Annotated in this window: 11 protein-coding genes; 9 read left to right on the top strand and 2 right to left on the bottom strand. The window is 72.2% G+C overall.

The window, feature by feature from the left end; genetic code table 11:
• The first annotated feature begins 8 nt into the window (after nt 1-8).
• From OHS58_RS12725 to OHS58_RS12755, 7 genes are read left to right on the top strand one after another with little or no spacing between them, the layout of a single operon-like run.
• On the top strand, nt 9-1,034 hold the full coding sequence (locus OHS58_RS12725) for a GHMP family kinase ATP-binding protein (protein WP_328648341.1): 1,026 nt from the start codon (nt 9-11) through the stop codon (nt 1,032-1,034).
• Nucleotides 1,035-1,039: 5 nt separating this feature from the next.
• Nucleotides 1,040-2,080 carry a pyridoxal-phosphate dependent enzyme gene (locus tag OHS58_RS12730; protein ID WP_328648342.1) on the top strand — a complete coding sequence of 347 codons (1,041 nt, stop codon included), beginning with the start codon at nt 1,040-1,042 and terminating at the stop codon, nt 2,078-2,080.
• Complete coding sequence (locus OHS58_RS12735; RefSeq protein ID WP_328649799.1) at nt 2,080-3,279, top strand: ATP-grasp domain-containing protein; 1,200 nt, start codon at nt 2,080-2,082, stop codon at nt 3,277-3,279. Before OHS58_RS12730 ends, OHS58_RS12735 begins: the two co-directional genes overlap by 1 nt.
• A complete protein-coding gene (locus OHS58_RS12740; protein WP_256474751.1) occupies nt 3,276-3,404 on the top strand; it encodes a hypothetical protein in 129 nt (42 codons plus the stop codon). The genes OHS58_RS12735 and OHS58_RS12740 overlap by 4 nt, the downstream gene beginning before the upstream one ends.
• A complete protein-coding gene (locus OHS58_RS12745; RefSeq protein ID WP_328648343.1) occupies nt 3,401-4,957 on the top strand; it encodes an argininosuccinate lyase in 1,557 nt (518 codons plus the stop codon). Before OHS58_RS12740 ends, OHS58_RS12745 begins: the two co-directional genes overlap by 4 nt.
• On the top strand, nt 4,954-5,139 hold the full coding sequence (locus OHS58_RS12750) for an MbtH family protein (RefSeq protein ID WP_326953257.1): 186 nt from the start codon (nt 4,954-4,956) through the stop codon (nt 5,137-5,139). Before OHS58_RS12745 ends, OHS58_RS12750 begins: the two co-directional genes overlap by 4 nt.
• A 17-nt stretch (nt 5,140-5,156) precedes the next feature.
• On the top strand, nt 5,157-6,272 hold the full coding sequence (locus OHS58_RS12755; protein ID WP_328648344.1) for a GntG family PLP-dependent aldolase: 1,116 nt from the start codon (nt 5,157-5,159) through the stop codon (nt 6,270-6,272).
• A 104-nt stretch (nt 6,273-6,376) separates the two neighbouring features.
• On the opposite strand, the gene OHS58_RS12760 is transcribed toward OHS58_RS12755, so the two are convergent.
• Complete coding sequence (locus tag OHS58_RS12760; protein WP_326949658.1) at nt 6,377-6,586, bottom strand: hypothetical protein; 210 nt, start codon at nt 6,584-6,586, stop codon at nt 6,377-6,379.
• A gap of 312 nt (nt 6,587-6,898) precedes the next feature.
• Here OHS58_RS12760 and OHS58_RS12765 point away from each other — a divergent pair, with 312 nt between their 5' ends.
• Nucleotides 6,899-8,983: a DUF6351 family protein gene (locus OHS58_RS12765; RefSeq protein WP_328648345.1), complete on the top strand. Its 2,085-nt coding sequence runs from the start codon at nt 6,899-6,901 to the stop codon at nt 8,981-8,983.
• Nucleotides 8,984-9,028: 45 nt separating this feature from the next.
• On the opposite strand, the gene OHS58_RS12770 is transcribed toward OHS58_RS12765, so the two are convergent.
• Nucleotides 9,029-10,594: an MDR family MFS transporter gene (locus OHS58_RS12770; protein WP_328648346.1), complete on the bottom strand. Its 1,566-nt coding sequence runs from the start codon at nt 10,592-10,594 to the stop codon at nt 9,029-9,031.
• A gap of 133 nt (nt 10,595-10,727) precedes the next feature.
• Here OHS58_RS12770 and OHS58_RS12775 point away from each other — a divergent pair, with 133 nt between their 5' ends.
• Entirely contained in the window at nt 10,728-11,312 is a 585-nt protein-coding gene (locus OHS58_RS12775; protein ID WP_326953261.1) for a TetR/AcrR family transcriptional regulator, read from the top strand.
• Nucleotides 11,313-11,446: the final 134 nt, after the last annotated feature.

The following is an 11,446-nucleotide window of genomic DNA, read 5'->3' on the forward strand; positions in this document are numbered from 1 at the left end:
AGAACGCCATGACCGAGGACCTCGCGGTCGCCGCACCGGCCCCCGCCCCTGTTACCAGTCCGACCAAAGGTAGGCCGACCCTCGCGCGCCACGTAACCGTTGCTACAAAACCATTCGGCCGTGACCGTGGTCGGATTGGTAACGATCAGCACAGTACCGACCCCCGCGCGGGCAGCTTCCGCGTCGACGCCCACCACGGCGAGATCCTGCAAGGGGTCTTCGTCACCGGCGACAAGCTGCGCCGCGGCCTGGTCACGCTGCCGTGCCCGCTCTACAGCACCCGCGCGACGTTCCTGCCCACCGAGGACACCGGCACGACCGTGCGGCCCGCGTGGCGCAGCAAGGCCCGCCGCGCCGCCGACCTGACCCTGGCCCGGCTCGGGCACCCGGTTCCGGGCGGGCTGCTCGACATCACCAGCGACATCCCGCTCTGCCGCGGGTTCGGGTCGTCGACGGCGGACGTGACGTCGGCGATCGGCGCGGTGCTCGCCGCGACCGGCCGCCGGCTCACCCCGGCCGAGGTCGGCGCACTCGCCGTCGAAGCCGAAACCGCGTCCGACTCCCTGATGTACGGCGGCCGCGCGGTGGTCTTCGCGCACCGCGAGGGCGAGCCGATCGAAGACCTCGGCGAGCTGATGCCGCTGGCCGTGCTGGGCTTCGGCACCAGCCCGGGCGGCCGCGGCGTCGACACCCTGGAACTCCCGCCCGCGCGCTACACGTCCTGGGAGATCGAGGCGTTCCGCCCGCTGCGCGGCCTGCTGCGGCGAGCCATCGGCGACGGCGACGCGCGGCTGCTCGGCCGCGTGGCCACCGCCAGCACCCTGCTCAACCAGCGCCACCTGCCCATCCCGGGGCTGGACGACATCCTCGCCGTCGCCCGCGCCGCCGGGGCCGCCGGCGTGCAGGTCGCACACAGCGGCGACGTCGCCGGCCTGATCTTCGACGCGGCCGACGGCGAAACCCCGGCCCGGCTGGAGTTCGCCGCGACCCGGCTCGACGTGACCGAAACCTGGCAGTTCGAAACCGAAAGGTGAGTCCGATGACCCTTGCCGCTCCCCTCAGCCACGCTGTCAGCCGGTCCGTCGTGGAAGCCACCGAGCTGCCCCGGATCATCCGCATCCGGCCCGGCTTCCACGTCGCCGCCTTCGGCCTGATGAAGCTGCTGCCCGCCCGGTTCATGCTCGACCGCGCCGAGGAACGCGGCGAAGTGGGCCCCGGCACCACTGTGCTCGAGACGTCGTCGGGCACCTTCGGCCTCGGCCTCGCGATGGTCTGCCGCCTGCGCGGCTACCCGCTCACGATCGTCGGCGACCCGGCGATCGACGCGCCGCTGAAGCGCCGGCTCGAGCACCTCGGCGCCCGCGTCGAGATCTGCCCGAAGCCCAGCCCGGTCGGCGGGTTCCAGCGCGCCCGGCTCGACCGGCTGGAGGAGCTGCGCGCGGAGTACCCGAACCACTGGGTGCCGGGCCAGTACAGCAATCCCGACAACCCGGCGTCCTACGCGCTGGTCGCCGAGCAGCTCGCCGAGACGATCGGCGTGCCGGACTGCCTGGTCGGCGCGGTCGGCTCCGGCGGGTCGACGTCCGGCACCAGCTCGTTCCTGCGGATGCTCGCCCCCGAGCTGAACCTGATCGGCGTCGACACCCAGCGCAGCGCGATCTTCGGCCAGCCCGACGGCCCGCGCGTGCTGCGCGGGCTCGGCAACAGCCTGGTGCCGCCCAACGTCGCGCACGAAAGCTACGACCAGGTGCACTGGATCGGCGCCGCGGAGGCGTTCGCCGCGACCCGCGAGCTGTACGCGCGGCACTGCCTGTTCATGGGCCCGACCAGCGGCGCGTCCTTCAAGGTGGCCGACTGGTGGTCGCGGCAGCACCCGGACGCCACCGTCGTCGCGCTGCTGCCGGACGAGGGTTACCGCTACCAGGACACCGTCTACTCCGACGACTGGCTGCGAGCCCAGGGCCTGGCCCACCCGGGCGCGGCCGAGCCGTACGAGGTCGTCGCCCCCACCGAGCCCGGCGGCTCGTGGAGCTGGCTGAACTGGGGCCGGCGCCGCCTGGTTCCCGACGTGGCGGCGTGATGCGCACCCTGCTGCTCGTCGAAAGCAACACCACCGGCACCGGCCGGCTGTTCGCCCGCCGCGCCCGCGAGCTCGGCTACGAGCCGGTGCTGGCGGCGGCCGACCCCCACCGCTACCCGTACGCGGCCGAGGACGGCGTCCGCGTCGTCCAGTGCGACACGGCCGACCCGTGCGCGGTCCTCGCCGCCGACATCGGCGAACCAGCCGGGGTGACGACCAGCTCGGAGTACTTCATCCCGGTCGCGGCGCGGATCGCGGCGAAGCTGGACCTGCCCGGCCCGGACCCGGACGCCGTCACCGACTGCCGCAACAAGGCGCACCAGCGGGCCGCGCTGGCGGCGATGGCCCCGAAGTGCACGGTCGTGACGTCGGTGGCCGCGGCCGTCGCGGCGGCCACCGAGTTCCCCGTGGTGCTCAAGCCGGCCGAGGGCTCGGGCAGCGTCGGGGTGCTGCGGTGCGAGACACCCGAATCGGTGGCCTCCCAGGCGGCGGCGCTGCTTTCGGTGACCCACAACGAACGCGGCCTGCCGGTGCCGGCGCAGGTGCTGGTGGAGCCGTACGCGAGCGGGCCGGAGTACTCGGTCGAGCTGTTCGGCGACGTCGTCGTGGCGATCGTCCGCAAGCACCTCGGGCCGGCGCCGTTCTTCGTCGAGGTCGGCCACGACGCCCCGGCCGCGCTGCCACCCGCGGACGAGACCGCGCTGGCCGACACCGCACGGGCCGCGGTGGCCGCGCTAGGCCTCGGGTTCGGGGCCGCGCACGTCGAAATCCGGCTCACGCCGGACGGCCCGCGGCTGATGGAGGTCAACCCCCGCCTGGCGGGCGGGATGATCCCGGAACTGGTCCGCGCGGCCACCGGCGTCGACCTGGTGGCGGCGCAGGTGGCGGCGGTGCTGGGGGACGACCCGCACCTGCGGCCGGACCGGCGGGTGTGCGCCTCGCTGCGGTTCCTGACCGCGTCGTCGGCGTCGGTGGTCGCGGCGGGGGACGCGGTCGCCGAAGCCGGCGCCGTGCCCGGAGTGGTGGAAGCCCGGCTGTCCCGGCCGGACGGCACCGTCGTCCGCCCGGCCCGGGACTACCGCGACCGGGCCGGGTACGTGCTGGCCGTCGCGGACCGGCCCCGCGCCGGCCGCGCGGCCGCGGTGGCGGGGCTGAACCGGTTGCGCGCCGCCCTGATCCCCCGAGGAGAAACCCGATGACGCTGCGGTTCCTGATCGCCACCGTCGCGCAGACCGCCGAAGCCCACGCCGACCGCGCGGGCGACGAACGGGACCCGGACGGTCCCGCACCCCACCCGGAAACCCCGGAAGGAGCACCCCGATGACCATCGCCTCCAGCGGCCTCGTGAGTGGTAATGCGGGTTCTGACCCGCATTACCACTCACGACCGGCACCGAGCAGCAGTGGCACCGGACGGCTGAGCAGCCCGGTCGCCGCCGCGGCGCGGGAGATCCTCTTCGACCGCGACACCGCCCCCGCGGCGGACCCGGTCGCCGCCGAGCTCGGCCTGATCAGCCAGGTCGACCGCGCCCACGTCGTGATGCTCGCCGAACGCGGCATCGTCGACGCCGGCCGCGCCGCCGAGCTCCTCGCCGGCATCGAAGACCTGCGGGCGCACCGGTTCGCGCCGCTGCACGAGGTCCCCGCGCCCCGCGGCCGGTACCTCGCCTACGAGTCCTACCTGATCGACACCCTCGGCGCCGAAGTCGGCGGGATCCTCCACAGTGGACGGTCCCGCAACGACCTCAACGCCACCGTCGTGCGGCTGCGGCTGCGGGAACCGCACGAGCGGCTGCTCGCCGAGTCCGACGCCCTCGGCCGCGCCCTGCTGGAACGCGCGCGGCGCTGGGCCGGCGTCACCATGCCCGCCTACACCCACCACCAGCCCGCGGTGCCGATCACCTACGGCCACTACCTGGCCGGGGTGGCGAGCGCGCTGGTGCGCGACGTCGAAGGGCTGTGGCAGGCCGGCGCGGAGCTCGACCAGAACCCGCTCGGCGCGGGCGCGGTCGGCGGAACGTCGCTGCCGGTCGACCAGCACCGCACCACGGCGTTGCTCGGGTTCGCGGCGCCGCTGGCGAACTCGCTGCACGCCGTCGCGTCGCGGGACCTGGTGCTGCGGCAGCTGTCCGCGGCCACCGTGCTCGGGGTGCTGCTCTGCCGCGTCTCGCACGACCTGCAGGCCTGGACCAGCGCCGAGGCCGGGCTGCTGCGGCTGGCCGACGACGTCGTCGGGTCCAGCTCGATGATGCCGCAGAAGCGCAACCCGTTCCTGCTGGAGCACGTCCAGGGCCGGGCGCTGGCGCCGCTCGGCGCGTTCACCGCGTCGGCGAGCGCGATGGCCACCGCGCGGTTCACCAACGCCATCGCCGTCGGCACCGAAGCCGTCGCCCCGGCGTGGTCGGCGCTCGAAGCGGCCACCGACGCGGTCGTCCTGCTGCGACTGGTCGTCGAAGGCGCCGAACCGGTGCCCGAGCGGATGTACGAACGCGCCGTCGACGGCCAGACCGCGGCCACCCACCTGGCCGAGCGGCTCGTCGACGCCGGGATGCCGTTCCGGCAGGCGCACCACGAGGTCGGCGCCATCGCCAAGGAGGCCCTCGACGCCGGGCTGCCGCTGCACGAAATCGCCCGGACGCGGCTGGCCGGGCAGCCCGAGCACGTCCTCGCGGCGCTCGACCCGGCCGAGGTCGCCCAGCACGCGGCCCACGGTGGCGGCCCGGCGCGGGACTCCGTGCTCGCCGCCGTCACCGAGGCCGAGACGGCGTTCGCCCGCATCCGCGCCGCCGTCGAGGAACGCCGCTGGCGCTGGAGCCAGGCCGAGATCGGCCTCGACGACGCCGTCCGCTCGCTCATCGACACCCGGAGCACGTCATGACGTTCACCGTCGTCCGCAACGACGAGGACCAGTACTCGATCTGGCCCGCCGGCCGCGACCTGCCGCCCGGCTGGCTGAGCGCCGGCGTCACCGGCCCGCGTGACGAGTGCCTCGCCCACATCGACGCCGTCTGGACCGACATGCGCCCGCGGAGCCTCCGCGACCGCATGGCCACCCGCTGACCTCTTAGGAGCCTGTTGTGACGACCTTCGCCGACGACCTCGCGACCCTGCGCCCGGAAGCCGTGCCCGCCCAGGGCACGCACGTCGAACTCCGCAGCGACACCTTCACCCTGCCCACCCCGGCCATGCTGGAGGCGGTCGCCCGCGCCCCGCTCGGCGACGACGTCTACGGCGAGGACCCGACCGTGGACCGCCTCGAACAGCTCTCGGCCGAGCTGCTCGGCAAGCAGGCCGGCTGCCTGATGCCGAGCGGCACGATGGCCAACCTGACCGCGTTGCTGGCCCACTGCCCGCGCGGCGGCAAGGCGATCGTCGGCCACGAGTCCGACGTCTACGTCTACGAAGCGGGCGGCGCGTCGCTGTGCGGCGGCATCGTCTACGACCCGCTGCCCAACCTCGCCGACGGCACCATCGACCCGGCCGCCATCGCCGAGGCGCTCGCGGTCGACCGCAGCGACCCGCAGATCGCGCCGCCGGCGGTGCTGAGCCTGGAGACACCGCAGAACCGCTGCGGCGGGCTGCCGCTGCAGCTGGACTACCTGAGCGAGGTGTCGCGGCTGATCCGGTCGCACGGCGTCGCCCTGCACCTCGACGGCGCCCGGCTGTTCAACGCCGCGGTGGCGCTGGGCGTCAGCGCGGCGGAGATCGCCAAGCACGCCGACACCGTGCAGATCTGCCTGTCGAAGGGTCTCTGCGCGCCGATCGGCTCGGTGCTGGTCGGCGACCGCGTGACGATCGCGGCGGCCCGCCGGATGCGCAAGATGCTCGGCGGCGGCATGCGCCAGGCCGGGATGATCGCGGCCTGCGGCATCGTCGCACTCACGGAGATGACCGAGCGCCTGGCCGACGACCACGCCCGCGCAGCCCGCCTGGCCCGTGGCCTCTCGCGCGTCCCGGGCGTCCGGCTGGACCCGGGCCCGCCGCTGACGAACATGGTGTTCTTCAAGGTCCGCGACGACCGCTACACCACCCGCACCCTGATCGAGGCGGCCCGCCGCCGCGGCATCAAGGTGGAGGAGCTGGGCACCGACCGCATCCGCGCGGTCACCCACGCCGGAGTCGACGACGACGCCATCGACCGCGCGATCACGGTGTTCACCGAGCTGCTGGGCCCGACCGCCGGCCTGCGGTGACCTGCCGGATCACTCGGGCCGCCATGAACGAGGCCCGCCTGAACCCCGCTGCGGACGGGGAAAGGCGGGCCTCGGGCCGATACTCCTTTGTGGACTGACCGCCGTCACCGGGTGGGGGTGACGGTGCCGGTCGTGGCGGTTTCCCGGCGCTTGCGCTGGATCGCTTCCTGCTGACGCTGCAACTGGTCGTGCCAAGCTCCTGAGTCGTTCATGATGGTCTCCGGGTGGGCGAGGCGTGCGGCAATCCGGCGAAAGGCGCCGCGGCCGGTGGGTTTCGCTGTGCCGCAGAAGTACCCAACGGTGCGGCGGGTCAATCAGCTTTACCCCCTTCCACCAGGCAATTAGTCCGCTCGGGCGATGCGGCCCCCACCGCCGGGCCGGTTCGGGTACCGGTCGGCGAAGGCCCCGGACCGCTCGCCCGGGTGCCGGTCCCAGCGTCCGAACCGGACTTTTCGGTTCTTCCACAACGGATACCGGATGTTGTTCCGGCCGGGCCGCAGGTGCTATACCGGCAGCTGCCCGGTGTCGCGATGACGCGATGCCACAAGCGAGCGGGGTGTCTGGTGGCCAACCGTACTTTGCGCTCATCCGTCGTGGTGGCGGCCCTGACCGCACCCGTCCTCCTGATGGGGACCGCGACCGCGGTGGCCGGCGCTCCGCCCGGGCGGCAGCTGACGATCGAGACGGTGTCGAACCCGCGGCCCGCGCTCGTCAGCGGGGGACAGGTGCTGGTCAAGGTCGTCCCGCCGGCGAGGGCGCGGGTCACCGTGAGCGACAACGGCCACGACGTCACCTCGAGCTTCCACGCCCAGCCGGACGGCAGCCTGCTCGGCCTGGTCACCGGCCTGCGCGACGGGGCCAACGACCTGAGCGCCCGGACGACCGGGCACGGTCCGGACCAGCGGGCGAGCCTGCGTGTCACGAACCATCCGATCACCGGGCCCGTCTTCTCCGGCTCGCAGCAGCGCCCGTTCTACTGCGAGACCCAGGCGTTCGGCCTGCCCGCGGCGTCCCAGCCGTTGTGCAGCGCGCCGACCCAGGTGAGCTACCAGTACAAGACCACCGCCGGGGCGTTCGCGCCGCTGGCGGACCCGGCGACCCGGCCCGCGGACCTCGCGACGGCCACGGTCGGCGGGCACGCGGTGCCGTACGTCGTCCGCGTCGAGCGCGGCACGATCGACCGCGCCGTCTACGAGATGGCGGCGCTCTACGACGGCGCGCCGTCGCCCGTCGCGCCGGACAAGAGCTGGAACGGGAAGCTGGTCTACACCTTCGGCGGCGGCTGCAACGCGGGTTACCACCAGGGCAACTCGACCGGCGGGGTCGTCAACGACCTGTTCCTGGCCCAGGGTTACGCGGTCACGTCGTCGAGCCTGAACGTGCTCGACAACAACTGCAGCCCGATCATCTCCGCCGAAGCGGCGATGATGGTCAAGGAGCACTTCGTCGAGACCTACGGCCCGGTCGCCCACACCATCGGCTGGGGTGGCTCGGGCGGGGCGATCCAGCAGTACGACATCGCCGAGAACTACCCCGGCATCGTCGACGGCATCATCCCCGGCGTCTCGTTCCCGGACCCGCTGAGCACCGGCGGCCCGGTGTCGGACTGCCGCCTGCTGGACCGGTACTTCGCCGGGGCGGGCGCGTCGTTCACCGCGGCGCAGAAACAGGCCGTCGCCGGCTTCACCAGCTACGACACCTGCGTCTCCTGGGACCAGACCTTCGCCAGCCGCGCCACCGCGACCGACAGCTGCAACGCGGCCATCCCGGTCGCGGCACGCTGGGATCCGGTCACCAACCCGCGCGGCGTGAAGTGCAACTCGAACGAGCAGCTGGCCAACCAGATCGGCCGTGACCCGAAGACCGGGTTCGTGCGCAGCCCGCTGGACACCACCGGGGTGCAGTACGGCTTGGCCGCGTTGAAGGCCGGGACGATCACCGCGGCGCAGTTCGTGGACCTCAACGCCGCGATCGGCGGCCTCGACTACACCGGAAAGCCCGTGGCGCAGCGGATCGCTGCCGACCCGAAGGCACTCAACACGGTGTACGCGGACGACCTCGTGAACTCGGCGTCGCAGGGCTTGCGGGAGACGCCGATCATCGACCAGCGGACCGATCTCGACCTGGCCGGGTTCGGCAACGACATCCACACCACCGAGTGGTCTTACGTGATGCGGCAACGGCTTCTGCGGGCCAACGGCACCGCGGGCAACCAGGTCATCATCGAAAACCACGCCACCGGCGCCGAAGCGGCGGCCGCCAGTGTCTACGAGCTCGACGCGATGGACCGCTGGCTCACCGCGATCGACGCCGACGGCTCACACCGGAGCCACCAGCAGAAGGTGCTGGCAAACCGGCCGGGCGATCTCGGCGACGGGTGTTACCTCTCCGCCACGTCGCGGATCACCGAGAAGCTGACGTACCCGGCGAGCGGCCAGTGCGGCGCGCAGTATCCGGTGGCGGCCAACACCCGGATGGTCGCGGGGGAGAGCCTGTCCCTCGACGTGCTGAAGTGCCGGCTCCAGCCGCTGAACTTCCGCGACTACCCGGTCACCTTCACGACAGCGGAGCGGACCCGGCTGCGGGCGGCGTTCCCAGGCGGCGTGTGCGACTACAGCCGTCCGGGCGTCGGTCAGCGTGCTCCGATCGGCACCTGGCTGAGCTACGGCGACGAACGGACCGGCACCACACCGCCGACGAAGCTGCGATGACGGACGGACTCGGTGAGCGTTCCGATCGGAACGCTCACCGAGTCGTCAGACTTCCTGGAGCGCCGTCTCGGCGGGAGCGCGGCCCCGCAGCGGGATCTGGCGGACGAAGAACGCGATGACGATGCCCGCCGCCGCGACCGAGGCGGCCACGATGAACATCGTGCCCAGGCTGTCGGTGACGGCGACCTTGAACATGTGCTGCGCGGCTTCGGGCAGCTTGTGCAGGATGGCGGGGGTCATCTGGTTGCCGCTCGCGGAGAAGCCGGCGCCCCCGGTGAGGGACGTGCTCAGCGAGCTGGTGTAGATCGCGCCCAGCAGCGCCACCCCGAGCGAGCTGCCCATGTTGCGCAGGAAGGTCGCCGCGCCCGTGCCCGCGCCGATGTCACGCAGTTCGATGCTGTTCTGCGCGATCAGCGTGGACGTCTGCATCAGGCAGCCCATCCCGGCGCCGAGCACGACCATGTAGATCGCGGTCGTCGTCTTCGACGTGTCGATGTCCAGGGTCGCGAACAGGGCGAGCGCCGCGGTGAGCAGGATGCCGCCGATGATCGGGAAGATCTTGTAGCGCCCGGTCTTGCTGATGATCGCGCCACTGGCCAGGGAGACGACCATGGCCGCGATCATCATCGGCATCAGCAGCAGCCCGCTGTTGGTCGCCGACGAGCCCTGCACGAACTGCTGGAACTGCGGCAGGAACGTGACCGCGCCGAACATCGCGAAGCCGGAGATGAACGCCAGCCCGCCGGAGAGGGTGAAGTTGACGTTGCCGAACACCCGCAGCGGCATGATCGGCTCGGCCACCCGGCGCTGCACGATCACGAAGGCGATGAACGCGGCCACGGTCACCACGGCGAGGCCGAGGATCTGCGGTGACGCCCAGTCGTACTGCGTGCCGCCCCAGCTGGTGATCAGGACGAGCGTGGTGATCCACACGGTCAGCAGGCCGGCGCCGAGCCAGTCGATGCGCGCCTTGCCGGTGCCGCGGGGGAGCTTGGCGAGGGTGAGCCAGCAGACCACCAGTGCGACCGCGCCGAGCGGCAGGTTGACGTAGAAGGCCCAGCGCCAGGAGAAGTTGTCGGTGATGAAGCCGCCGGCCAGCGGGCCGCCGATCATCGCGACCGGCATGACGGCCATCATCAGGCCCATGTACTTGCTGCGTTCCCGCGGCGGGATCATCTCGCCGATGATCGACAGCACGCCGACCATCAGGCCGCCGGCGCCGAGGCCCTGCACGGCGCGGAAGGCGACCAGCTCGCCCATGTTCTGCGACATCCCGGCCAGCGCCGAGCCCGCGAGGAACACCACGACCGACGAGACGAAGACGATGCGCCGCCCGAAGAGGTCGCCGAGCTTGCCCCAGATCGGGGTGGACGCCGTCGAGGCGAGGATGTAACCGGTCGTCACCCAGGCGAGGTGGCTCAGGCCGCCGAGGTCGCCGACGATCGTGGGCAGCGCCGGGGCGACGATCATGTTGTCCAGCATCGCCAGGAGCATCGCGATGACCAGGCCGCTCATGGTGACCATGATCTGCCGGTGGGTGAACTGGGCGGGCGCCGTGGCCGCGGCCGCGGTGTCGGGCGGGGCGGCCTCGCCGGTGGTCTCTGTCGTCATGGGGCGGGATCCTTCACGGGATGGTCAACTTACTTTCCGGCCGGTCAGTAGTGAGAGTACTGACCGGCCGGAAGGTAAGCAACGGGTTATCATGGACCCGCGGATCGATCGAGCAACCAGGAGAGCCACGCCCATGGCGCAGCAACGCAAGGCAGCGGGCGACCGGCGCGCCGAAATCCGGCGCGTCGCGCTGGACCTGTTCACCGTGCACGGCTACGAGGCCACGTCGTTGCGGCAGATCGCCGAGCAGCTCGACATCACCAAGGCCGCGTTGTACTACCACTTCGAAAGCAAGGAAGCGATCGTCCGCAGCCTGTTCGAAGACCGGCTGACCACGCTCGACGCGCTCATCGAATGGGCCGAGGGGCAGCCGCACTCGCCGGAGCGCTCGGCCAGGATAGCGGCCGGCTGGTTCGGCCTCATCATGGACGACGGCCTCGGCTTCGCCCGGTTCGCCATCGCCAACCAGGCCGCGCTGCGCGACCTCAAGCCCGACCACGGCGGCGCGCTGGACCGCCTGCAGAAGATCTCGTCGCTGCTGGCCGAGCCGGGCGCGTCGGAGCTGGACCGGCTCAAGATCAGGATGGCGATGATGAGCGTCAACCTCGCGGTCATGGGCTCGCACGGGCTCGACCTGACCGACGACGAGATCCTCGCCGCGGCCACCGAGACGGCCTCCCTCATCTCCCCGGGCTTCCCGGTCGTCGTGCACTCGTAGCTTTCCGGACGTTCCCACGCGGGCAAGACTGCGGTTTTCCCGGCCTCGATCAGCCGATCCTTTACCTCGACCTCTGCGATGAGCAGGCGTGCAGGTGAGCAACGGGAGACGCATTGAGCCGGGCTGGTGGCACC

Origin of the sequence: Amycolatopsis sp. NBC_00348, assembly GCF_036114655.1 — a bacterium.
GTDB lineage: Bacteria > Actinomycetota > Actinomycetes > Mycobacteriales > Pseudonocardiaceae > Amycolatopsis.

Coding starts and splice junctions, on each gene's coding strand:
- OHS58_RS12725 (WP_328648341.1), top strand. CDS start 9: ATGACCGAGGACCTCGCGGTCGCCGCACCGGCCCCCGCCCCTGTTACC.
- OHS58_RS12730 (WP_328648342.1), top strand. CDS start 1,040: ATGACCCTTGCCGCTCCCCTCAGCCACGCTGTCAGCCGGTCCGTCGTG.
- OHS58_RS12735 (WP_328649799.1), top strand. CDS start 2,080: ATGCGCACCCTGCTGCTCGTCGAAAGCAACACCACCGGCACCGGCCGG.
- OHS58_RS12740 (WP_256474751.1), top strand. CDS start 3,276: ATGACGCTGCGGTTCCTGATCGCCACCGTCGCGCAGACCGCCGAAGCC.
- OHS58_RS12745 (WP_328648343.1), top strand. CDS start 3,401: ATGACCATCGCCTCCAGCGGCCTCGTGAGTGGTAATGCGGGTTCTGAC.
- OHS58_RS12750 (WP_326953257.1), top strand. CDS start 4,954: ATGACGTTCACCGTCGTCCGCAACGACGAGGACCAGTACTCGATCTGG.
- OHS58_RS12765 (WP_328648345.1), top strand. CDS start 6,899: ATGGGGACCGCGACCGCGGTGGCCGGCGCTCCGCCCGGGCGGCAGCTG.
- OHS58_RS12770 (WP_328648346.1), bottom strand. CDS start 10,594: ATGACGACAGAGACCACCGGCGAGGCCGCCCCGCCCGACACCGCGGCC.
- OHS58_RS12775 (WP_326953261.1), top strand. CDS start 10,728: ATGGCGCAGCAACGCAAGGCAGCGGGCGACCGGCGCGCCGAAATCCGG.